This is a genomic window from Methylobacterium sp. J-078, assembly GCF_022829285.1.
In the GTDB taxonomy this organism is placed as follows: domain Bacteria; phylum Pseudomonadota; class Alphaproteobacteria; order Rhizobiales; family Beijerinckiaceae; genus Methylobacterium.
Map to the genome: position 1 here is coordinate 21,920 of NZ_JAKSYI010000120.1, position 21,588 is coordinate 43,507.

At 71.3% G+C, this 21,588-nt stretch carries 20 protein-coding genes; 14 read left to right on the forward strand and 6 right to left on the reverse strand.

What is annotated here, in order from left to right:
• Position 1 precedes the first annotated feature (1 nt).
• The 13 genes from puhA to MKK58_RS20720 all read left to right on the forward strand — a co-directional run bounded on the left by puhA (position 2) and on the right by MKK58_RS20720 (position 12,290).
• Positions 2-778, forward strand: coding sequence for a photosynthetic reaction center subunit H (gene puhA / locus MKK58_RS20660; protein WP_243914395.1), 777 nt, complete (start codon positions 2-4; stop codon positions 776-778).
• Between the two features lie 35 nt (positions 779-813).
• Positions 814-1,491 carry a photosynthetic complex putative assembly protein PuhB gene (gene puhB, locus MKK58_RS20665; RefSeq protein WP_409565289.1) on the forward strand — a complete coding sequence of 226 codons (678 nt, stop codon included), beginning with the start codon at positions 814-816 and terminating at the stop codon, positions 1,489-1,491.
• Positions 1,492-1,495: 4 nt separating this feature from the next.
• Positions 1,496-2,095, forward strand: coding sequence for a photosynthetic complex assembly protein PuhC (puhC, locus tag MKK58_RS20670; protein WP_243914397.1), 600 nt, complete (start codon positions 1,496-1,498; stop codon positions 2,093-2,095).
• On the forward strand, positions 2,095-2,394 hold the full coding sequence (locus tag MKK58_RS20675; RefSeq protein ID WP_238277135.1) for a hypothetical protein: 300 nt from the start codon (positions 2,095-2,097) through the stop codon (positions 2,392-2,394). The genes puhC and MKK58_RS20675 overlap by 1 nt, the downstream gene beginning before the upstream one ends.
• 47 nt (positions 2,395-2,441) lie before the next feature.
• On the forward strand, positions 2,442-3,479 hold the full coding sequence (acsF, locus tag MKK58_RS20680; protein WP_243914801.1) for a magnesium-protoporphyrin IX monomethyl ester (oxidative) cyclase: 1,038 nt from the start codon (positions 2,442-2,444) through the stop codon (positions 3,477-3,479).
• 1 nt (position 3,480) lies between these two features.
• Positions 3,481-4,296: a putative photosynthetic complex assembly protein PuhE gene (gene puhE / locus MKK58_RS20685; RefSeq protein WP_243914400.1), complete on the forward strand. Its 816-nt coding sequence runs from the start codon at positions 3,481-3,483 to the stop codon at positions 4,294-4,296.
• 105 nt (positions 4,297-4,401) lie between these two features.
• Positions 4,402-5,619: a 5-aminolevulinate synthase gene (gene hemA / locus MKK58_RS20690; RefSeq protein ID WP_243914402.1), complete on the forward strand. Its 1,218-nt coding sequence runs from the start codon at positions 4,402-4,404 to the stop codon at positions 5,617-5,619.
• A 55-nt stretch (positions 5,620-5,674) separates the two neighbouring features.
• Positions 5,675-6,841 carry a magnesium chelatase ATPase subunit I gene (gene bchI, locus MKK58_RS20695; RefSeq protein WP_279578486.1) on the forward strand — a complete coding sequence of 389 codons (1,167 nt, stop codon included), beginning with the start codon at positions 5,675-5,677 and terminating at the stop codon, positions 6,839-6,841.
• A complete protein-coding gene (locus MKK58_RS20700; protein WP_243914403.1) occupies positions 6,838-8,577 on the forward strand; it encodes a magnesium chelatase subunit D in 1,740 nt (579 codons plus the stop codon). Before bchI ends, MKK58_RS20700 begins: the two co-directional genes overlap by 4 nt.
• A gap of 10 nt (positions 8,578-8,587) precedes the next feature.
• The gene (gene bchO, locus MKK58_RS20705; RefSeq protein ID WP_243914404.1) at positions 8,588-9,493 is read left to right on the forward strand and encodes an alpha/beta fold hydrolase BchO; all 906 of its coding nucleotides are present in this window, start codon (positions 8,588-8,590) and stop codon (positions 9,491-9,493) included.
• Between the two features lie 55 nt (positions 9,494-9,548).
• On the forward strand, positions 9,549-11,075 hold the full coding sequence (locus tag MKK58_RS20710) for a phytoene desaturase (protein WP_243914405.1): 1,527 nt from the start codon (positions 9,549-9,551) through the stop codon (positions 11,073-11,075).
• A complete protein-coding gene (locus tag MKK58_RS20715) occupies positions 11,068-12,132 on the forward strand; it encodes a phytoene/squalene synthase family protein (protein ID WP_243914406.1) in 1,065 nt (354 codons plus the stop codon). The genes MKK58_RS20710 and MKK58_RS20715 overlap by 8 nt, the downstream gene beginning before the upstream one ends.
• On the forward strand, positions 12,129-12,290 hold the full coding sequence (locus tag MKK58_RS20720; RefSeq protein WP_243914407.1) for a hypothetical protein: 162 nt from the start codon (positions 12,129-12,131) through the stop codon (positions 12,288-12,290). Before MKK58_RS20715 ends, MKK58_RS20720 begins: the two co-directional genes overlap by 4 nt.
• Positions 12,291-12,318: 28 nt before the next feature.
• On the opposite strand, the gene MKK58_RS20725 is transcribed toward MKK58_RS20720, so the two are convergent.
• The 6 genes from MKK58_RS20725 to MKK58_RS20750 all read right to left on the reverse strand — a co-directional run bounded on the left by MKK58_RS20725 (position 12,319) and on the right by MKK58_RS20750 (position 20,525).
• Positions 12,319-13,731 carry an FAD-binding oxidoreductase gene (locus tag MKK58_RS20725; RefSeq protein WP_243914408.1) on the reverse strand — a complete coding sequence of 471 codons (1,413 nt, stop codon included), beginning with the start codon at positions 13,729-13,731 and terminating at the stop codon, positions 12,319-12,321.
• A gap of 98 nt (positions 13,732-13,829) precedes the next feature.
• Positions 13,830-15,440: an ABC transporter ATP-binding protein gene (locus MKK58_RS20730; protein ID WP_243914409.1), complete on the reverse strand. Its 1,611-nt coding sequence runs from the start codon at positions 15,438-15,440 to the stop codon at positions 13,830-13,832.
• 2 nt (positions 15,441-15,442) lie between these two features.
• Entirely contained in the window at positions 15,443-16,864 is a 1,422-nt protein-coding gene (locus MKK58_RS20735; protein ID WP_243914411.1) for a M20 family metallopeptidase, read from the reverse strand.
• Positions 16,865-16,906: 42 nt separating this feature from the next.
• Positions 16,907-17,860, reverse strand: coding sequence for an ABC transporter permease (locus tag MKK58_RS20740; protein WP_243914413.1), 954 nt, complete (start codon positions 17,858-17,860; stop codon positions 16,907-16,909).
• Complete coding sequence (locus MKK58_RS20745; protein ID WP_243914414.1) at positions 17,857-18,771, reverse strand: ABC transporter permease; 915 nt, start codon at positions 18,769-18,771, stop codon at positions 17,857-17,859. The genes MKK58_RS20740 and MKK58_RS20745 overlap by 4 nt, the downstream gene beginning before the upstream one ends.
• Before the next feature lie 227 nt (positions 18,772-18,998).
• On the reverse strand, positions 18,999-20,525 hold the full coding sequence (locus MKK58_RS20750; protein WP_409565281.1) for an ABC transporter substrate-binding protein: 1,527 nt from the start codon (positions 20,523-20,525) through the stop codon (positions 18,999-19,001).
• Positions 20,526-20,679: 154 nt separating this feature from the next.
• On the opposite strand from MKK58_RS20750, the gene MKK58_RS20755 reads away from it, so the two are divergent.
• Positions 20,680-21,588 (forward strand): LysR family transcriptional regulator, encoded by a 909-nt coding sequence (locus MKK58_RS20755; protein ID WP_243914415.1) that lies wholly within the window; start codon positions 20,680-20,682, stop codon positions 21,586-21,588.

Below are 21,588 nucleotides of genomic sequence, written 5' to 3' on the forward strand. Positions count from 1 at the left end.
CATGCCGAGAGGTGAAATCACGGGCTACGTCGACGTCGCACAGGTCGTCCTCTACGCGTTTTGGATCTTCTTCGCCGGCCTGGTCTTCTACCTGCGCCGCGAGGACCGCCGCGAGGGCTACCCGCTCGAATCCGAGGCCGCCCGCGGCCGGGCGATGCCGCCGGACCCGTTCCTGATCCCGTCGCCTAAGGAGTTCCTGCTCTCCAACGGCCACGTGAAGTACGCCCCCCAGCGCGGCGAGCGCACCCCCTGGAACTACCGCGGCCACAAGAACGAGGTCTGGCCGGGGGCCCCCCTCGAGCCCGACACGGACGGCTTGCACGACGCCATCGGCCCCGGCTCCTACGCCGACCGCGAGGACAGCCACGACGAGACCTGGGACCGCGAGAAGCGCATCGTGCCCCTGCGGGTCGCAGACCACTTCGTGGTCCACGAGCTCGGCCCGAACCCCATCGGCATGTCGGTCTTCGGCGCCGACCGGCAGGTGGCCGGCACGGTGAGCGACCTCTGGGTCGACCGGGGTGAATCCATGGTCCGCTACTACGAGGTCGAACTCGGGGCGGGCGGGCGCCGGGTGCTGATGCCCGCCACCTTCTGCCGGACCGGCCGCTTCTCGCAGAGGGTGACCTGCGAAGCCCTGCTCGCTCAGCAGTTCGCCGACATTCCGACCACCAAGGACCCGGATTCGGTCACCCTTAACGAGGAGGAGCGGATCATGGCCTTCTTCGGCGGCGGCACCCTCTACGCCACCCCCACGCGCCAGGAGGCCATCCTGTGAGCCGTCTCGCCAAACCCTCCCGCGCCAAGCGCCCCCTGGCCAAACGCTCCGGGCCCCACCTGCCCGCCAACGCCTTCGACGCCCCGCCGGGCCTGCCGGCGCCGCTGCCGGCCGGCGAGCACATTCTCTGGCAGGGCCGCCCCTGCGGCTTCGGCGTCGCCTTCCGGGCGCTGCACCTGACCCTCGTGGGTCTCTGGTTCGCCGGCCTCGCCCTCTGGGCCGCGCTGCCGGCGGCCCTCGCCGGACAGGCCCTAGAGGCCGTCTCGCTCGCCCTGCCCACCCTGGCGATCGGCACCGGCGCGCTGCTGCTCCTGGGCCTCCTCGGCTGGCTCTCGGCCCGCACCACCACCTACACCATCACCAACCGCCGCGTGGTGATGCGCGTCGGCATCGCCCTGCCGATGACCCTGAACCTGCCGTTCGCCCTGGTGGAAGCGGCCGAGTGCCGGCTCTACCGTGACGGCAGCGCCGACCTTCCCTTGCGCCTTCGCCCGGGCAACCGCGTCGCCTATCTCCATCTCTGGCCCCATGCCAGGCCCTGGCACGTCAACCGCCCCGAGCCGATGCTGCGCACGGTCGCCGATGGCAAAGAGGTGGCCAAGATTCTGGCCCGCGCGCTGGCGGCCCATCGAGCGGTGCCGGAGGAGGTGGCCGGTCCCGTCGTGCTGCGGCCGCGCGTGGCCCCCGGCCCTCGCCTCGCCACCGCGAGCTGATCCGATGAACCCGCATCCCCTCGCACGCACCGCCGGCCGCACCTCGCGGAGCCTCGTCGCCGGAGTCGGCCTCCTCGTTGGCTTCGTGGTCCTGGCCATCACGGTCGGCCGCGTCGAGAGCGTCGGCCTGACCCGGATGGAGCCGGCCCGTCCGGTCCAGAGCCTCGCCCTGCGTGTGGACGACGCTGCGGACGGCTCGATCGCGCTGCGGGATGCGGAGCGCGGCGATCTCGTCGCGACGGTTCGGCCGGGGGAGGACAATTTCATCCGCGCCACCCTGCGGGGCTTCGCGCAGGGGCGCCTGCGTGCCGGCCTCTCCCGCGAGGTGCCGTTCCGGCTGACGCGCTTCGACGACGGCTCCCTGCGCCTCGACGATTCGCTGACCGGCCGCAGCGTGGATTTCGGCGCTTTCGGCCCCTCGAACTACGCCGCCTTCGCCCGGTTGCTGCCCGCCGGATCCCCGCCCTCCGAACCCATGCCCGCCCAGGATGTGTGCCGGACCGCCTTGCCAGCGGACGGTATTCCGGGGTCTTGTGGCACAGCGCCCATGAACGCCGAACCGGTAAGGAATTCGGCGAAGGGCGCGATGGGAGCCGCACCATGATGGCCTGGCTGAACGGACGCCGCACCGTCGACGTCCCCTGTACCGTCGAGATCGAGCAGACCTCGGAAAGTCTGCACGCACACGTGGTCCTCGACGCCAATTTCGAGATCGAGCCCGGCGACGCCGTGCAGGTGCACGACGCCCCGACCTCCGTGCCCTACGGCGAGCGCCTCGTCGTCCAGCGCACCGCCACCGTGACCCGTGCGGGCCGCCTGGAACGGCTCTGGACGAAGCTCGCGGGCCACCTCGAACTCACCGAACTCTACGAAGTCAGCTTTTCCGAGAGGAGGCGCCTGTGACCGCAGCGATCCAGCAGCCCACCCCGAAATTCGCACCCAAATTCCCCATGAACGAGGGGACCAAGGCCGCTCAGGAAACCACCTTCCTCAGCCCACGCTTCTACACCACCAATTTTGAGGAACTCGACCGCACCGACGTGGAGCCCGTGCGGGCCGAGTGGAACAAGCTCATCGCGGAGCTGCGCGCCGATCCGAACAAGCGCCACTTCACCCGCAACGAAGAATTCGACCTCGACATGTCCGGGCTCGACCCGGCCCTGCGCAAGGAGTTCATGGACTTCCTGGTCTCGTCGATCACCGCCGAGTTCTCGGGCTGCGTGCTCTATGCCGAGATGAGGAAGCGTGCCAAGAACCCCGATATCCGTGAGCTGTTCGGATTCATGAGCCGCGACGAGGCGCGCCACGCCGGCTTCATCAACGACGTGCTGAAGGATTTCGGCATCGGCGTGGATCTGGGCTTCCTGACGAAATCGAAGAAGTACACCTTCTTCCGGCCGAAGTTCATCTTCTACGCCACCTACCTCTCGGAGAAGATCGGCTACGCCCGCTACATCACCATCTTCCGCGAACTGGAGCGCAATCCGGATCGCCGTTTCCACCCGATCTTCAAGTGGTTCGAGAAGTGGTGCAACGACGAGTTCCGGCACGGCGAGGCCTTCGCGCTCCTCATGCGCGCCAACCCGAAGCTGACCTCGGGCGTCAACCGCTACTGGATCAAGTTCTTCCTGCTCGCGGTCTTCGCGACCATGTATGTCCGTGACCATTGCCGCCCGGCCTTCCACGAGGCGCTCGGCGTCGATCCGAGCGATTACGACTTCCAGGTCTTCCGGATCACCTCCGAGATCTCGAAGCAGACCTTCCCGCTGACGCTGGACCTCGAGAACCCACGCTTCAAGCAGGCTCTGGACCGGCTCCTCGCCTGCTCCATCGGGATCGCCGACGCCAAGGCGCAGGGCGGGGTTCTCGGCAAGCTCAAGCACGGGTTCTGGATCGCCGCCTCGGCGGTGAACTTCGCCCGGCTCTACGCCCTGCCGACCCTCGACAACCCGATGCCGGCGCAGATCCGCCTCGAGCCGGTCTGGTAGGATGGCGGCCTACGCGCTTCCCGCCCTCTACGCGGTGCTGGTCTGGTGGTTCTCCACCGGCGTGATCCTGCTCCTTGACCATCGCCCGCGCGCCACGCACGGTGTAAGCATGGCGGCGGGCACGGGCGTCCTCGCCCTGGCCCTCTGGGCCATCGGCGCCTCGGCCGGGGATGCCAGCGCGGGAAGCGCCTACGTCGCCTTCACGGCGGCCCTGGTGGTCTGGGGCTGGCAGGAGATGAGCTACTACATGGGCTTCGTCTCCGGCCCGCGCACCCGGGCCTGCCCGCCCGGTGCCGAGGGCTTCGCGCGCTTCCGGGCGGCGGCGGCCACCAGCCTCTGGCACGAGGCGGCCATCGTCGCGGGCGGCCTCGCGATCCTGGTCCTGACCTGGGGCCAGCCGAATCTCTTCGCCCTGTGGACCTACCTCGTCCTGTGGGGGATGAACCTCTCGGCCCGTCTCAACCTGTTCCTCGGGGTGCGCAACCTCAACGCCGAGTTCCTGCCCGAGCACCTCGCCTATCTCGGCAGCTACCTGCGCGTGCGCGCCATGAACCCGCTTTTTCCGGTCTCGGTGACGGCGGCCGGCCTCGCCACCGCCGCGCTGGTGTTGGCCGCACTCGCCGAGGGCATCACGGCCCACGAGGTCGCGGGCCTCAGCATCCTCGCCACCCTGATGGCGCTGGCCACCCTGGAGCACGGCTTCCTCATGCTGCCGCTGCCCTCGGCCGCGCTCTGGCAATGGAGCCTGCCGAAGATCTCCGATCGCGGCGCGGTGCCGTCGCCAGTCGCGGCGCGCAGTGACGCCGAGGGCCACTGAATGACCGCTCCGCATCCGCGGATCGGCTCAAACCACGCCGCCAGCGCGGCAGACTACGCGAGCGGGCTCGAAAAGCCCGCCGTCCAACGAGGGAAGGGGACGGGCATGAACTACGAAGAGATCTTCGGCTCTGCTTTGGCCGGCCTGCATCGCGAGGGACGCTACCGCGTCTTCACCGACCTCGAACGGCAGGCGGGCCGCTTCCCGCACGCCACCCACCACACGCCGGCCGGCACGCGCCCCGTCACGGTCTGGTGCTCCAACGATTATCTCGGCATGGGCCAGCATCCGAGCGTGCTCGGCGCCATGCACGAGGCCCTGGACCGCTGCGGCGCCGGGGCAGGCGGCACCCGCAACATCTCGGGCACCAATCACTACCACGTGCTCCTGGAGCGCGAGCTCGCCGACCTTCACGCCAAGGAGGCCGCACTTCTGTTCACCTCCGGCTACGTCTCGAACTGGGCGGCCCTCGGCACCCTCGGGTCGCAGATGCCCGGCTGCGCGATCTTCTCGGACGCGGGCAACCACGCCTCGATGATCGAGGGCATCAAGGCTGCCCGCGCCGAGCGCCACATCTTCCGCCACAACGACCCCGAGGATCTCGACCGCAAGCTGCGCCTCGTTGATCCATCCCGCCCGAAGATCGTAGCCTTCGAATCGGTCTATTCGATGGACGGCGACATCGCCCCGATCGCGGAGATCTGCGACGTGGCCGAGGCGCACGGCGCGCTCACCTATCTCGACGAGGTCCACGCGGTCGGCCTCTACGGCGCGCGCGGCGGCGGCATCTCGGAGCGCGACGGCCTCGCCCATCGCCTCGACGTCATCGAGGGGACGCTGGGCAAGGCCTTCGGAGTGCATGGCGGCTACATCACCGGCTCGGCCAAGCTCTGCGACTTCGTGCGCAGCTTCGCCTCGGGCTTTATCTTCACAACTTCGCTACCACCCGCCGTGGCCGCCGGTGCCGCCGCCAGCATCCGCCACCTCAAGGCCAGTGGGGCCGAGCGTGCTCGCCACCAGGACCGCGCGGCCACGGTGCGGGCCCGGCTCGATGCCGCCGGCATCCCCTACCTGTCCAACGAGAGTCACATCGTGCCGGTGATGGTCTACGACCCGGTGCTGTGCAAGGCGATCAGCGACACCCTGCTCGACGAGTTCGGCATCTACGTCCAGCCGATCAACTACCCCACCGTGCCCCGCGGGACCGAGCGCCTGCGCATTACGCCCTCGCCGCTGCACTCGGACGACGACATCGCCCACCTCGTCGACGCGCTCAGCACCATCTGGGGCCGGATGGGCGTGCAGCGCGCCGCCGCCGAGTAGCGCCGGCGGCCGGGCGGCGCCGTCCGTGCCGAACCGACTTGTCCGAGGAGGCCCCATGCCGATCAACGGATCGATCCGACCGATGGCCTCACCGCCCCCGGAGGCGCACCCTGGCGGGCGCAAGCCGCGCCGTCCGGCGGGCAGGAGCATCGAGATCGCGGGGCCGCTGGCGCACGACGCGCCGGCCGAGCGCCCCGACGACGGGCCGCCGACCTTCCCGTTCTCCGCCATCGTCGGCCAGGACGAGATGCGCCGCGCGCTCCTCATCGCGGCCGTCGATCCGTCCGTCGGCGGCGTGCTGGTGTTCGGCGATCGCGGCACCGGCAAGTCCACTGCAATCCGGGGCCTCGCCGCCCTCCTGCCGCCGATGGCGGCCGTGGCGGGCTGTCCCTATGCCTGCGATCCGGCCGAACCGCCGGGGCGCTGCCCGCACTGCGCCGGGGCATCCGGCGCGCGCAAGGCCCATGCGATCCCAGTGCCGGTGGTGGACCTGCCGCTGGGCGCCACGGAGGACCGCGTGGTCGGCGCCCTCGACCTCGAACGGGCCCTGACCCGGGGCGAGAAAGCGTTCGAGCCGGGCCTGCTGGCGCGAGCCAATCGCGGCTTCCTCTACATCGACGAGGTCAACCTTCTCGACGACCACATCGTCGACCTGCTCCTCGACGTGGCGGCCTCCGGCGTCAACACCGTGGAGCGGGAGGGCCTGAGCGTGCGCCACCCGGCGCGCTTCGTGCTCGTGGGCAGCGGCAACCCGGAGGAGGGCGAGTTGCGGCCCCAACTCCTCGACCGCTTCGGCCTCGCCGTCGAGGTGACGACCCCCACCGACCTGCCGACCCGCATCGACGTGGTCCGGCGACGCGACGCCTACGAGCGCGACCCGGCGGGGTTCTGCGCCGCCTACGCGGAGGCCGACCGCGCCATCCGCCGGACCCTCACGGCCGCCCGCGCGCGCCTGCCCGCCCTGAGCGTTCCCGACGCCACCCTGGAGGCCGCGGCCCGACTCTGTCTGGCCCTTGGCACCGACGGCCTGCGCGGCGAACTCACCCTCATGCGCACGGCCCGGGCGCTCGCCGCCTACGAGGGCGCCGAGACGGTGGACCTCGACCACCTCGCCCGCATCGCCCCCTCGGCCCTGCGCCACCGCCTGCGCCGCAACCCCCTCGACGAGTCCGGCTCCACCGCGCGGGTCGCCCGTGCGGTGGAGGACGTCCTGGCGCTATGAGCACGCCCTGGTCCCGTGCCCTGCGGGTCGCGGACCTGACCGCCGCCGATCCCGTGGGCTGCGGCGGCGTCGTTATCCGGGCCGGCGCGGGGCCGGTGCGCGATCTGTGGCTGGATCACCTGCGCGGGCGGCTTCGCCCCGGTACACCCCTGCGCCGTATGCCGGCCGGCATCCCGGACGACCGCCTCCTCGGTGGAATCGACCTCGCCGCGACCCTGGCGGCCGGCCGCCCCGTGACCGAGGCCGGCCTCCTGTCCGAGGCCGATGGCGGCCTCCTGGTCGTGCCGATGGCCGAGCGCCTGACGCCCGGCACCGCCGCGCGCCTCGCCGGAGCCCTGGATACCGGCCGGGTCCCCGGCGGCGCGCCCGCGCGTTTCGGCCTGATCCTGCTCGACGAGGGCACGGGCGACGACGAGCGCGTACCCGACGCCCTCGCCGACCGCCTCGCCTTCCATCTCGACCTCACCGGAATCGCCCTGGGGGAGACCCGCGGGGCGTTCGACGATCGCGATCCGTCCGAGGTCGACGAGGCCCGTCCGGTGGACGCCGCCGTGGCGGATCTCTGCCGGGCGGCCGCCGGACTCGGCATCCTCTCCCTGCGCGCGCCCCTCCTGGCCATGCGGGTGGCGCACCGTCTTGCGGCCGAGGCAGGGCGGGCGACGCTGGCCGGGGACGATGTCCGCGAGGCGGCGCGCCTCGTCCTGGCGCCCCGGGCGATGCGGATGCCGCCGGTCGCGGAGGAGACCCGGGAGGCTCCGCCGGAGACCGCCCCGGGCGAGGCGGCTCCCGATCCCGCCGAGGCCGGCGACACCTCCGAGCCAGATGGCACCGCCGAAGACGGCGACACCCCCGAGGCCGGCGGCAGGATGGACGCGCAGGCGCAGAGCGTGGTCGAAGCCGCGCGGGCGGCGATTCCGGCCGGGCTCCTCGCCGGCTTCGCCGCCGCCGGGGCGCGCACGCCGCCGCCGCGCGCGGGCAAGGCCGGCGCCCTCCTAAAGTCCGTCCGCTCCGGCCGCCCGGCCGGCACGCGCCCGGGCCATCCCCGCGCGGGGCGCCTCGCCCTCATCGACACCTTGCGGGCCGCCGCGCCGTGGCAGCGCCTGCGCGCGGCCGAGGGCGGGGCCGGCCCCGCCTTCCGGGTGCGGGCGAGCGACGTCCGCATCACCCGGTTCCGCCAGCGGGGGGAGACCACCACGATCTTCGCGGTGGACGCCTCCGGTTCGGCCGCCCTGGAGCGCCTCGCCGAGGCCAAGGGCGCCGTCGAGCTTCTCCTCGCGGAGGCCTACATCAGGCGCGACCGAGTCGCCCTGGTGGCCTTCCGGGGCACCGGCGCCGAGATCGTCCTGGCCCCGACGCGCGCGCTCGCCCGGGCCCGGCGCGACCTCGCGGCCCTGCCGGGGGGCGGGGGCACGCCCCTCGCGTCGGGCCTCTACGCAGCCGCGGATCTGGCCCGCACCGTCATCCGGGCGGGGGGCGCCGCCACCCTCGTGGTGCTCACCGACGGGCGCGCCAACGTGACCCGCGCGGGCATGCCGGGCCGCGCACAGGCCGGTGCCGACGCCCTGGACGCGGCGGCCCTTCTGAGGGCGCACGCCATCCGCAGCATCCTCATCGACACCGCCGCGCGGCCCCAGGATTCCGCCCGCCGCCTCGCCGAGGCGATGGGTGCGCGCTATCTCCCGCTTCCCTACGCCGACGCGACGGCCATGAGCCGCGCGATCCGCGCGGTGGGGTAGAGGACCGACTATGCCGGCGCCGAGCGACCGACCCCAGTGGGAGCGCGATGGCGCCGACTGGCCCAACCGCGCGGCGAGCCGCTTCGTGGAGGCCTCCGGCCTGCGCTGGCACGTGCAGGAGATGGGGCCGCCGGAGGCGCCGGTCCTGCTGCTCCTGCACGGCACCGGGGCGGCGACCCATTCCTTGGCCGGCCTCGCCCCGCGCCTCGCCGAGCGCTTCCGGGTGGTGGCGCCGGACCTGCCCGGCCACGGCTTCACCGATCCGCTCCCCGCCGGTCGCCTGTCCCTGCCCGGCATGGCGGCGGCGATCCGTGACCTGCTGGAGCATCTCGGCGCCGCGCCCACCCTCGTGGTCGGGCATTCGGCCGGCGCGGCGATCCTCGCTCGGCTCTGCCTCGACGGCCTGAATCCCCGCCTGCTCGTGGCCCTGAACGGCGCGCTGACGCCGTTTCCGGGCCTCGCCTCCGTGCTATTCCCGGGGCTTGCCCGGGCGTTGTTCCTCAACCCGATCACCCCGCGGATCTTCGCCTGGAGCGCCGACCGGCCCGCGGTCGAGCGGTTGATCCGGGGCACCGGCTCGCGCCTCGATGCCCGCGCCCTTGAGCTGTATCGCCGCCTGTTCCGCTGTCCCGGCCACGTGGCGGGGGCGCTCGGCATGATGGCGAACTGGGATTTGGCGAGCCTCGACCGGGCCATCGAGGGCTTGCGGGTTCCGGTGCTCCTGGTGGTGGGCGGTGACGACAAGGCGATCGCCCCCGAGACCGCCTTCACGCTGGCGGACCGGTTGCCGAACGCCCGGGTGAGCCTGCTGCGCAACCTCGGGCATCTGGCGCACGAGGAGGCGCCCGAGCGGGTGGCCGCGCTCATCCTCGAGGCCGCCGAGACGGCCCTGGCCGAGCCGTCGACTGCTCTCTGAACCCGCCGCGATTCCGGACTTGCGCAAACAAGGTTTCACTGGATAGTGTCAGTTTATGTTGACACTCGCCGACGCGCCGAGCCAAGCGACCAGGATGCCGGACCTGCCGCACGCGGTGGTGATCGGCAGCGGGTTCGGCGGGCTGGCGGCGGCCGTGCGGCTCGGCGCGCGCGGCTACCGGGTGACGGTGCTGGAGCGACTGGAGCAGCCCGGGGGGCGGGCCCGCGTGCATCGTCAGGACGGTTTCACCTTCGATGCCGGCCCCACCATCGTCACGGCCCCGTTCCTGTTCGAGGAACTGTGGGCTCTGTGCGGGCGGCGCATGGCCGACGACGTCACCCTGGCGCCGATGCTGCCGTTCTACCGCATCCGCTTCTCCGACGGAGCGACCTTCGACTACAGCGGCGACCCGGAGGCGATGCGGGCCGAGGTGGCCCGGTTCTCGCCCGAGGATGTGACCGGCTACGAGCAGTTCATGGAGCGCAGCGCCGCGATCTGCCGGGTCGGCTTCGAGGAACTCGGGCACGTCGCTTTCTCGTCGGTCTCCGACATGCTGCGGATCATGCCGTCCCTGCTGCGGCTCGGCGGCCACCGCTCGGTCTACGACCTCGTGGCCCGCTACATCCGCGACGAGCGCCTGCGCACGGTCTTCAGTTTCCACCCGCTGCTGATCGGTGGCTCGCCGTTCCGGGCGAGTGCGATCTACTGCCTGATCGCGCATCTGGAGCGGCGCTGGGGCGTCCACTTCGCCATGGGCGGGACCGGGCGGCTGGTCGAGGGCCTCGTCGGCCTGATCGCCGGCCAGGGGGGCGCCGTGCGCTGCGGCGCCGAGGTCGCCCGCATCGAAGTGGCGGACGGGCGCGCCAGGGGCGTGAGCCTCACGGACGGAACGCGGATCGCCGCCGACATCGTGGTCTCGAACGCGGATTCCGCCCACACCTACCTGACCCTGCTGGCGGGGCAGGGACCGGCCTGGCGCCGGGCCAAGCTGAAGGCCGCGCACTCCTCCATGGGGCTGTTCGTCTGGTACTTCGGCACCGACCGCAAATTCCCCGACATCGCCCACCACACCATCCTGATGGGGCCGCGCTACCGCGAACTCATCGCCGACATCTTCGAGCGCAAGGTGCTGGCACCGGATTTCAGCCTCTACCTGCACCGGCCCACCGCCACGGACCCGCTCCTCGCCCCGCCCGGCTGCGACGGCTTCTACGTCCTCGCCCCCGTCCCCAATCTCGCGGGCGGCCAGGACTGGTCGCGCCTCGCCGAGCCCTACCGGCAGGCCATCGCGGATCACCTGGAGGCCACGGTGATGCCCGGCCTGTTGGGGTCGATCGTGACCTCGCGGGTCACCACACCGGCGGATTTCGAGACCGATTTCCTGAGCTTCCGCGGCTCGGGCTTCGGCTTGGAACCGGTGCTGACCCAGTCCGCCTGGTTCCGGCCGCACAACGCGTCCTCGGTCGTCCGCGACCTCTACCTCGTCGGGGCCGGCACCCATCCGGGCGCGGGTCTGCCCGGCGTGCTCTCCTCGGCCAAGGTTCTCGATACGGTGGTGCCGGATGCCCGCGTCGATGCTTGACTCCAGCCGGCCGCCCCTCTGGGCGATTCCCCACGCCGACGCGGCCGACCACGCGGCCTGCCGCGCCGCGATCCGGCACGGATCGCGCAGCTTCTTCGCGGCTTCCGCGCTGCTGCCGGCCCGCGTCCGGCGCCCGGCCTACGGGCTCTACGCCTTCTGCCGCCTCTCCGACGACGCCATCGACGAGGTCGACGGGCGCGACCGGCCTGCCGCGCTGGCGCGCCTCGCGACGCGGCTCTCCCGGATCTACGAGGACGCGCCCTGCGACGCCCCCGCCGACCGGGCCATGGCCGACCTCGTGACCGCCCACCACCTGCCGCATGCCCTGCCGGCGGCCCTGATCGAGGGCCTGGCCTGGGACGCGCAGGGGCGGCGCTACGAGACCCTGTCGGACCTCACCGCCTACGCGGCGCGGGTGGCCGGCAGCGTCGGCGCCATGATGACGGTGCTGATGGGGGTGCGCGACCCCGCCATCCTGGCGCGGGCCTGCGACCTCGGCGTCGCCATGCAGTTCACCAACATCGCCCGCGACATCGGCGAGGATGCCCGGGCCGGGCGGCTCTACCTGCCCCTGGCCTGGATGCGGGAGGCCGGCATCGATCCGGCCGCGTTCCTGGTCGAGCCCGTCGCCGGCCCCGCCCTCCAGGGCCTGGTGGTGCGCCTCCTCGCGGTGGCGGACGGGCTCTATGCGCGCTCGGAAGCCGGGCTGTCCGGCCTGCCCCTAGATTGCCGGCCGGCGATCCGCGCGGCGCGCCTGATCTATGCCGAGATCGGCCGTGAGATCGAGCGCGGCGGCCTCGACCCCGTCGCGACCCGTGCCCGCGTCGCCGGCCGCCGCAAGGCAGCACTCCTGGGGCGCGCCCTGGTGCCGGCGCCGGTGCGGCCGGGCCGCGCCGACCCGCCGCTGGCCGAGACGGCCTTCCTGGTGGAGGCCGTCCAGAACCGCCCCGTGCCCGCGTCCCGGCCCTGGTGGGACGTCGCCGGACAGGCGGTCCGGGTTCTCGAACTGATCGAGGCTCTGCGCGAGCGCGAGGGCGCCGCCACGGCGAATCCGTGAGCGACGGGCTGTTCGCCGCCTTCGATATCGGCCTCGTCTTCGCCCTCGCCCTGGGGCTGGCGATCTGGCAGCTGATCGTCCTGAGGCGCGGCATCCGCCGCGACCGGGCCGAGGCTGCCGCACGGGCGGAAGCGTCTCAGCCGCCCGAGCAACCTTGAGCCCGGCTTCGCTTCGGCGGCGCGCCGGTCAGAGCATCGCGCCCGCATTCATGATCCCGTCGGGATCGAGGGAGCGCTTCACCGTCTCGATCAGGCGAAGGCGCTCGGGATCGGAATAGCGCACCAGCAGGTCGCGCTTGAACCGGCCGATGCCGTACTCGGCGCTGAAGCTGCCGCCGAGTTCGATCGCGGCGGCGTAGAGCTCGTGGGCGAAACCGGCCTCGACCGCGCGGGTGAAGTCGAGGCGGTCCCGGCCGGCCGGCACCACGAGGTTGTAGTGCAGGTTGCCGTCGCCGACATGGCCGTAGACGGAGAGGCGCACAGCCGGCATCCGCTCGGCCAGGAGCGCGGCGCCCCGGTCGAGGAAATCTGTCAGGCGCGAGACCGGCAGCGCGATGTCGTGCTTCACCGAGCCGCCGGCATGCTTCTCCCCCTCGGGAATCGTCTCGCGCACCGCCCAGAAGGCCCGGCGCTGCGCCTCCGACTGGGCCAACACCGCGTCCTCCACCCAGCCGCGCTCCATCAGCGTCTCCAGGCAACCCATCAGCACGTCGTCGAGGGGAATCCGCTCCGAGGAGGCGGTGAGTTCGAGGAGCACGGCGCCGCCGGGGCCCGCCTTCAGGCCGGTCTCGGCGCCGCGCATCTCGGCCACGAGACCGAGGGAGGAGGCCGAGATCAGCTCGAAGGTTGATGCGAGGTCCGAGGTCTCCCGGCGCACCAGGGCGGCCATCTCGGGGATCGGGGCGCCCTCTGCGAGTTCGAGCCAGGCCGTCGCCCTTTGCCCCTGCGCCGGCCAGAGCTTGAGCACCACGCCCGTGATGATGCCGAGCGTCCCTTCCGCGCCGATGAAGAGCTGCTTGAGGTCGTAGCCGACGTTGTTCTTGCGCAGGGTCCGCATGTCGGAAAACAGCGTTCCGTCCGGCAGCACCACTTCGAGGCCGAGGACGAGGTCTCGGGCCATGCCGTAGCGCAGCACCTGCAGGCCGCCCGCATTGGTGCCGAGGTTGCCACCGAGGCGGCAGCTTCCCTCCGCCCCGAGGCTCAAGGGCAGGAACAGGCCCTCGGCGTCCGCCGCCCGCTGCGCATCCGCCAGGATGCACCCTGCGTCGCAGGCCAGGGTGAAGTTCAGGGGGTCGACGGCGCGGATTCCCGTCATCCGCTCGAGGCTGACGACGAGCTGACGCCGGCCGGGCTCCGGCGTCGCCCCGCCGACATAACCGGTGTTGCCGCCCTGCGGCACGAGGCCGAAGCCGTGGCGGCGGGCGAGCCGCACGAGGTCCTGAACCTCTTCGACGCTACGCGGGCGCAGCACCGCCGGGGTCTCGCCCTGCATCAGGTCGCGCTGGTCGCGGGTGTAGCGCGCCGTCATCGCGGGATCGCTGAGGACGCCGCTCTCCCCGAGGAGCGCCAGGAACGGAGTCAGGTCGTCGAATTCCGACATGGGTCAGGGCTCTTCGGTGCTGGGGCCGGCCTTGGGGACGGACCATGTCGCGCCCTGACCCGGAAAGGAAGCGCCGACCTGTCAACCTGTCCTAAGTGTCAGGCCCGCCCGGCCAGCAATCCCGGCACCGCGCCCAGAAGATCGCGCGTGTAGGCGTGCTCGGGTGCGCGGAACAGTTCGGCGGTCGGACGCATCTCGACGATGCTGCCGCGATGCATCACGGCGATGCGGTCGCAGATCTTGGCGGCGACGCGCAGGTCGTGGGTGATGAACAGCATCGCGAGGTTCAGGCGCTGCTTCAGGTCTTCCAGGAGGTCGAGCACCTGCGCCTGGACCGAGACGTCGAGGGCCGAGACCGCCTCGTCGGCCACCAGCACGTCGGGCTCCATGGCCAGCGCCCGGGCGATGCCGATGCGCTGGCGCTGGCCGCCCGAGAAGGCGTTGGGGTAGCGCTCGGCGGCGCTCGGGGAGAGACCCACGAGGTCGAGGAGTTCGCGGGCCCGGGCGCGGGCCTCGTGGCGCGGCGTACCGTGCGCGATCGGACCGGCGGTGATGATCTGCTCGACGGTGCGGCGCGGGTTGAGGGACGCGAACGGGTCCTGGAAGATCATCTGGATGCGCTTGCGCTCATCGCGCAGGGCGCGTGGCCCGAGAGCCGTGTAGTCGAGGCTGCCGAGGCGCACTGTCCCCCGGTCGGGTTCGATCAGCCGGATCGCCAGGCGGGCGGTGGTGGATTTGCCGGAGCCGGATTCGCCGACGAGGCCGAGGGTTTCGCCGCGCCGGACGTCGAAAGCCACCTCCTTGACCGCCGCGACCACGCGCGGCTTGCCGAACAGGCCGGCACGGCTGGTGTAGGTCTTGGTCAGGCCGATGGCCGAGAGGGCGAGGGGCGCGGCCTCGCGGGAAGCGCGCCCCGGCGGCACCAGGCTCGGCACCGCCGCGAGCAGGGCCTTGGTGTAGGGGTGCTGCGGGTCCTTCAGCACCGCCTCGGCGCTGCCCTGCTCCACCAGCCGGCCGCGCTGGAGCACGGCGACATGGTCGGCGATGTCGGCCACCACGCCGAAATCGTGGGTGATGAACAGGACGCTCATGCCGCGCCGCCGCTGTAGGTCGCGGATCAGCTTGAGGATCTGCGCCTGGGTGGTGACGTCCAGCGCCGTGGTCGGCTCGTCGGCGACGAGGATCGAGGGTTCGAGGGCGAGCGCCATCGCGATCATCGCGCGCTGGCGCTGGCCGCCGGAGAGCTGGTGCGGATAGGCGCGCACGATCTGACCTGGGTCGGGCAGGCCGACCTCGGTGGCGAGCGCAATGGCGCGGGCCTTCCGCTCGGCGGGCGTGAGCAACCCGTGCGCCTCGAACATCTCGGCGATCTGGTCGCCGATGCGCATGACCGGGTTCAGGGCCGTCATCGGCTCCTGGAACACCATGGCGATGCGGCGCCCGCGAAGGTTGCGCCAGCCGCGCTCGTCCAGGGTGAGGAGGTCCTGGCCCCCGAACAGGATCTCGCCGCCGACGGGCTTGAGGGCCCGGGGCAGCAGGCCGGTGAGCGCGTAGGCGCTCATCGACTTGCCCGAACCCGATTCGCCGACGACGCAGAGGATCTTGCCCGGCATCAGATCGAGGGAGAGGTCCTCGACGGCGTGGGGCCGGTCCGAGCCCTTCGGCAGCGCCAGGGTGAGGTTCCGGATGCGGACGACGGGCTCGCTCATGCTCAGGCTCCCTTGAGGGCTTCGCGCCGGGCCAGCACCGCCGGCCCGGTCTCGGCAAGGTCCCAGTACAGGCCCGCCATCAGCATCAGGGCCTCGCGCGAGGGCGGGCCGAGGAGGTGCTCGTCGGGGCCGTGCTGGAGGCAGGCCGGGTAGGAATGGGGCACCCACAGGGTGGGCAGGCCGAGGATCTCCGAGAAGGCGTCGTTGGGCAGCGAGCCGCCGAGATTCGGCAGCAGGGCCGGACGCTTGCCGGTGCTCTCGGCGATCGACGCCAGCGCCCAGTCGACCCAAGGGTCCTCCACGGGGAGCCGGGTCGCGCGGAAGACTTCGGTGCGGGCGGCGCGGACCTCGACCATCGGATAGCCGTGCGCGTCGAGATGGGCCCGCAGGGCCGGCAGGATCGCCTCCCAGTCGGTGCCGACGACGAAGCGCAACTGGAGCGTCGCCTTGGCGGTGGGCGGCACCGCGTTGAGGGGGCCGTCCGGGTCGCCGGTCTTGAAGGCCAGCACTTCGAGAGTGTTCCAGGCGAAGACCCGCTCGGCGGCGGTCAGGCCGGGCTCGCCCCAGTCCGCGTCGATCGCCGGCGCGGTCGGATCGGTGCCGACGGCGATGTCGGCCAGCGCCGCGCGGACGTTGTCGGGGATCGCGGGCGGGCGCAGGGCGTCGAGCAGGATGGTGCCGCGCCCGTCGACGAGGGAGGCGATGGCGTTGGCCAGAACCGTGCCGGGGTTGCGCAGCAGGCCGCCCCAATTGCCGGAATGGTGGGCGCCTTCGCGGAGATCCAGCAGCATCTCGAAGGTGTAGCCGCCCCGTGAGCCGAGGAAGATCGTCGGCCGCTCGGCGCTGACGCGCGGGCCGTCCGACGCGATGAGCACGTCGGCCTTCAGGGCCCGGGCTTCCGCCCGGCAGAGGTCACGCAGGCCCGGCGAGCCGGCTTCCTCGCCCATCTCGATCAGCAGCTTGGTGTTGAAGCCGAGGCGCCCGTCGCGCGCCTCCATCACCGCCGCCAGCGCCCCGAGGTTGAGGATGTGCTGGCCCTTGTTGTCGGCTGTGCCGCGCCCGTACCAGCGCTCGCCCTCGATGGTGATCGACCAGGGGGCGAGGCCTTCGCGCCATTGCTCGGGGTAGCCCCGCACGGTGTCGCCGTGGCCGTAGATCAGGACCGTCGGCAGGTCGGCCCCCTCGATCCGTTCGGCGACGAGGAAGGGCCCGTGCGTGCCGTCCGGGTTGTCGAGGATGCGGCTGGCAAAGCCCAGCGGCGCGATCAGGGGCACGAGAAAGTCGGCGAGATAGGCGCGCAGCTTCGGCAACTGCCCCGAGGTCTGGCTCTCGGTGGGACGGGCGACGGCATCCTGCAGGACCTTGAGGAAACCGCCCTCGTCGTAGTGGCGCGCGGCGCGCGCGATCGCATCGTGTCGGGACATGGCTGCACTCGGGATGGGGTGGGGTCGGATACGGAGCGGCGCTTAGCGCCGCCCCTCGGGGGCGGTGACGTCGCGGATGCCGTCGCCCAGCAGGTTGATCGCCAGGACGAGGACCAGGAGGGCGACGCCCGGGATGGTGATGACCCAGGGCTGGAAGAACATGTACGGCTTGCCCTCGGCGATCATCAGGCCCCAGGAGGGCAGGGGCGGCTGCACCCCGAGGCCGAGGAAGGACAGGGCGGCTTCGAGCAGAATGGCGTGCGCCATCTCCAGGGTCGCCACCACGATCAGCGCGTTGAGGATGTTGGGCAGAACCTCCTGGAACAGGATGCGGGCCGGGGAAAACCCGGTGGCGCGGGCTGCCGCGATGAAGTCCTGGTCGCGGATCTGCCGGGCCGCCGCGCGGGTGACCACGGCGAAGCGGTCCCAGAGCAGGAAACCCAGCACCAGCACCACCACCTTCAGCGAGCCGCCGACGAGGGACGCCATGGCGAGCGCCACCAGGACGACGGGCATGGCCAGCCGCGTGGTGACGACGTAGCTCACCACCGCGTCGACCCGGCCGCCGAAATAGCCGGCGCAGATGCCGAGCGTGGTGCCGATGACGCCCGAGATGGCGGCCGCCGCGATCCCGATGAGCAGCGAGATCTGGCTGCCGTAGATCAGGCGGCTGAGATAATCGCGCCCGAGCTTGTCGGTGCCGAGCACGTGGTCCCAGTTGCCCTTGGCCTGCCAGATCGGCGGGATCAGGCGCCGGGAGACGTCCTGCGCGTAGGGATCGTGCGGGGCGATCAGCGGGGCGGCCAGCGCACAGAGCACGATGGCTCCGAGGAGACCGGCGCCGATGAGGAAGCCGCCGTGGTGGAGGCCGCGCCGCAGCGCCAGGGCGGTGGGCGAGCGGGCGGCGGGGAGCGGCGCCGCGGTGTCGACCGGGAGGGTCGTCGGCGTCTCGGGCAAGCCGGCGGAGATCGGGGAAGCGGAGGGCTGGAGGGTCATTGGCGCAGCCGGGGATCGAGGAAGGCGTTGAGCAGATCGGCGGCCAGCGTCAGGGCGATGTAGATCATCGCCAGCACCAGCACGATCGCCTGCACCACGGGGAAGTCGTTGCGGGCGATGGATTCCCAGGCGAGTTGGCCGAGGCCCTGGAGCGAGAACACCGCCTCGATCACGATGGAGCCGCCGAGCATGAAGCCGAACTGCACGGCGGCGAGCGCGATCACCGGGATGACGGCGTTGCGCAAAGCATGCCGGATCAGGATCTTGCGCGGTGGGAGACCTTTCGCGCGGGCGGTGCGGACGTAATCCGACGCGAGGACTTCGAGCATGCCGTTGCGGGTGAGCCGCATCACCGCCGGCATGGCGTAGTAGCCGAGCGCGATCGCCGGCAGCACGAAGTGCTTCCAGGTCGTGTTGCCCGAGACCGGCAGCCAGCGCAGGTTCACCGAGAAGATCATGATCAGGGTCAGGCCGAACCAGAAGCTCGGCATGGCCTGCCCCAGCACCGAGACCGAGAGGGCGACCCGGTCGATCCAGGTGTCGCGCTTGACGGCGGCGAGCACCCCGAGGGGGATCGCCACGAAGAGTGCCACGGCCAGGGCCACCAATCCGAGGAACAGGGTGATGGGCATGCGCGCTGCGAGCAGGTCGATCACGCTCTCGCGGAAGTAGAACGAGTTTCCGAAGTCGAGCCGGATCGCCCGGGCGGCCCAGGCGAAGAACTGCGCCAGGAGGGGCTGGTCGAGCCCGTACTGGGTCCGGATCGCCTCCACCTGCACGGAGGTCGCTTCCGGCCCCGCGATGGCGGTGGCGAGATCACCGGAGAGGTGCAGCAGCATGAAGCTCGCCACCGACACCGTCACGGCGACCGCCAGGGCGACCAGACTTCGTTGGATCATGAACCTGAGCATGGCCGGGTTCCTTCGTTCGGTTGCAGCGTTGTCTCGTCCGAATCCTGATGAATCGACACGGCTGTGCTGGTCGCGCAGGGCTCCCTCTCCTGAAAGGAGAGGGTTGGGGAGAGGTGTGGTCCATCTCCGGAGAGGTCACGCACCTCACCCTGTCCCTCTCCTTTCAGGAGAGGGGACCCGCGCCATGACTCCAACCGACGGGTAGCGACACCGCACACCATCGACCGTCACTTCCACGACGCCGCGTAGAAGCGCGGCAGTTCGTCGGGCTGCGCCGTGAAGGCGAGGTCCGTGGTGAAGGCGTAGTTCGTCGAGTACGAGAACATCGGCAGCGCGTAGGCTTGACCCGCGATGCGCTTGAGGGCTTCCGAATACTTCGCCTTGCGCAGCGCCGGATCGGTGGCGCCGTCGCCGGCCTGGAGGGCCGCGATGGTCTCCGGGTCCTTGGTCAAATCCTCGTCGCCGCCCTTGAAGTACACGCCTGTGAAGGCCGAGACGTCGAGCACCGAGAACGAGCCCCAGGTCTGGAAGGCGATCGAGACCTTGCCGCCGCGGATCAGGTCGCGCAGGGCCGCATAGCGCAGGTAGTTCAGGCGCGCCTTGATGCCGACCGCGCGCAGGTAGCCGATCACCGCCTCCGCGTAGTCGCGCTCGCGATAGGCGCCGAGATCGATCTCGAACCCATCCGGATAGCCCGCCTCCTTGAGGAGCGCCTTGGCTTTGGCCGGATCGTAACCGTAGCGCGGCACGCCCTCGTCGGTGCAGCCGAATTGGTCGATGAAGCAGGCCGCGTTCATCACCCGGCTGCCGCCGCGCACGAGGTTATCGACCATGGCCTTGCGGTCGATGGCGTAGGAGATCGCCTGGCGGACGCGCACGTCCTTCAAGGGCGAGTTGGCGGCGGCCCGCCCCAGGGTGTCAAACTGCAGGAAGCCGACCCGCATGGTCTCGGCGCTGAGCACCGCGACGTTCGGCGCAGCCTTCAGCTGGTCGGCCTGGTCGCTCGGCACGCGCCAGATCCAGTCGATGCCGCCGGTGACGAGTTCGGCCATCCGGCTGTCGGCGTCGGGGATGACACGGAATTCGAGCTTGCCGATCTTCGGGGAACCGATCGGACTGCCGGGCCAGTACTTGGCGAAGCGCTCCATCTTCACGCCGCGCCCGTTCTCCACCGCGGTGATGCGGTAGGGGCCGGTCCCCACGGGCGCCTTGGCGAAGCCGTCGAGGCCGACGCGTTTGAAGTAGGCGGCGGGAAAGATCGGGGTCGGACCGGCGAGGTATTCGAGCGCCGCCGGGAAGGCCGTCTTCAGGTGGATACGGACCGTACGGGCATCCACCACCTCCGCCGACTTCATCCAGTCGACGTTCTGCTTCGTCACCGTGCGGGCTTCCGGCGTCAGCACGTAATTGAAGGTGAAGGCGACGTCCTCGGGCCCGAACGGGTCGCCGTTGTGGAAGGTCACGCCCTCGCGCAGGGTCAGGTCGAGGGTGACGGGGTCGACCCATTTCCAGGCGGTGGCCAGCATCGGCTGGTACGCGCCGGTCTTCGGGTCCCGGTAGAGCAGGGTGTCCCAGACGTTGCGGGCGAGGATAACCCCCTCGCGGGCACTGTTGTGATACGGGCTGACGTTTTCCGGCTCGGTGTCGGAGGCGTAGACCAGGGTGTCGTTGGCCTTGCCTGCGAGTGCCGGGACGCTGGTCGCCAGCATCAGCAGGGTGAGCGCTCCGCGCGCGACTGAGCTCTGTCTCGCCATCATTCCGATCCTTCTCGCCCGTTCACGCCCCGGCGAACCGCCGGGCGCATCGAACTGCCGCTTTTTTCGTCTTGCCATGGTGTTGTGCATTTTGCATCGCAACAAGTAGAATTTCGCGATTGCTGCCGTGCCTAAACGGCAAAGGTCAGTCGTCATGAACCACTCAGGATTGCGTTACTTCTTGTCGGTTGCACGAACTGGGTCGATCACCTCGGCCTCGGCGCAACTGAACGTCGCCGCCTCGGCAATCAGCCGGCAGATCGCCAATCTCGAGGCCGAACTCGACTGCGTTCTGTTCGAGCGGCGTCCGCGCGGCATGGTGCCGAGCCCGGCGGGCGAGCTTCTGGCCGCGCACGCGCACCAGACCCTGATCCGGGCCGAGCAGGTCGCGGCCGAAATCCAGGAATTGCAGGGGCTTGCGCGCGGCTTCATCCGCATCGCCACCTCGGAGGGGTTCGCCCTGGATCTTCTGCCGAACGCGATCGCGGAGTTCCACGCCGCCCATCCGGGTATCCGCTTCGAGGTGCAGATGCTGCCTCCCGCCCAGGTCACGCACGTGGTGGCGGCGGGCGATGCCGATATCGGCATCACCTTCGCGCTCGCCCCATCGAGCCTCGTCGCGGTCGCGTACGACAACGCGGTGGAGATGGTGGCGCTCAGCGCCCCCGATCATCCCCTGGCGCGCCGGCCCTCGATCCAGCTCAGCGACCTCCAGGCCTACCCGATCGCGGTGCCGACCCTCGACACCACCGCCCGGCGGGTCTTCGACGCGGCCTGCCTCGCGGAGGGCATCGTCATCGAGCCGACGCTGACCGCCAACATCTTCTCCGCGCTGCTGCCCTTCGTCCGGCGGACGAAGGGGCTGGCGCTGATGTCGGCCCTCACGGTGCAGACGCCGGTGCGGCTCGGCGAACTCGTCTGCATCCCGGTGCGCTCGCGGGCGAGCCTGATGCGCGGCATCCAGGTCCAGGTCATGCGCGACCGCCGGTTGCCGCACGCCGTCCAGGCCTTCCTGCGGCAGCTGGTGGCGGCCCTGCCGCCGATCGAGCCCGGCGGCCTCTAA

Bases quoted from the DNA above. Each gene is read 5' to 3' on its own strand.
- MKK58_RS20745 (WP_243914414.1), bottom strand. From the start codon at position 18,771: ATGCTCAGGTTCATGATCCAACGAAGTCTGGTCGCCCTGGCGGTCGCC.
- MKK58_RS20755 (WP_243914415.1), top strand. From the start codon at position 20,680: ATGAACCACTCAGGATTGCGTTACTTCTTGTCGGTTGCACGAACTGGG.
- acsF (WP_243914801.1), top strand. From the start codon at position 2,442: ATGAACGAGGGGACCAAGGCCGCTCAGGAAACCACCTTCCTCAGCCCA.
- bchO (WP_243914404.1), top strand. From the start codon at position 8,588: ATGCCGGCGCCGAGCGACCGACCCCAGTGGGAGCGCGATGGCGCCGAC.
- MKK58_RS20735 (WP_243914411.1), bottom strand. From the start codon at position 16,864: ATGTCCCGACACGATGCGATCGCGCGCGCCGCGCGCCACTACGACGAG.
- MKK58_RS20715 (WP_243914406.1), top strand. From the start codon at position 11,068: ATGCTTGACTCCAGCCGGCCGCCCCTCTGGGCGATTCCCCACGCCGAC.
- MKK58_RS20740 (WP_243914413.1), bottom strand. From the start codon at position 17,860: ATGACCCTCCAGCCCTCCGCTTCCCCGATCTCCGCCGGCTTGCCCGAG.
- MKK58_RS20730 (WP_243914409.1), bottom strand. From the start codon at position 15,440: ATGAGCGAGCCCGTCGTCCGCATCCGGAACCTCACCCTGGCGCTGCCG.
- bchI (WP_279578486.1), top strand. From the start codon at position 5,675: ATGCCGATCAACGGATCGATCCGACCGATGGCCTCACCGCCCCCGGAG.
- puhE (WP_243914400.1), top strand. From the start codon at position 3,481: ATGGCGGCCTACGCGCTTCCCGCCCTCTACGCGGTGCTGGTCTGGTGG.
- puhA (WP_243914395.1), top strand. From the start codon at position 2: ATGCCGAGAGGTGAAATCACGGGCTACGTCGACGTCGCACAGGTCGTC.
- MKK58_RS20750 (WP_409565281.1), bottom strand. From the start codon at position 20,525: ATGGCGAGACAGAGCTCAGTCGCGCGCGGAGCGCTCACCCTGCTGATG.
- MKK58_RS20725 (WP_243914408.1), bottom strand. From the start codon at position 13,731: ATGTCGGAATTCGACGACCTGACTCCGTTCCTGGCGCTCCTCGGGGAG.
- MKK58_RS20700 (WP_243914403.1), top strand. From the start codon at position 6,838: ATGAGCACGCCCTGGTCCCGTGCCCTGCGGGTCGCGGACCTGACCGCC.
- MKK58_RS20710 (WP_243914405.1), top strand. From the start codon at position 9,549: ATGTTGACACTCGCCGACGCGCCGAGCCAAGCGACCAGGATGCCGGAC.
- puhC (WP_243914397.1), top strand. From the start codon at position 1,496: ATGAACCCGCATCCCCTCGCACGCACCGCCGGCCGCACCTCGCGGAGC.
- MKK58_RS20675 (WP_238277135.1), top strand. From the start codon at position 2,095: ATGGCCTGGCTGAACGGACGCCGCACCGTCGACGTCCCCTGTACCGTC.
- hemA (WP_243914402.1), top strand. From the start codon at position 4,402: ATGAACTACGAAGAGATCTTCGGCTCTGCTTTGGCCGGCCTGCATCGC.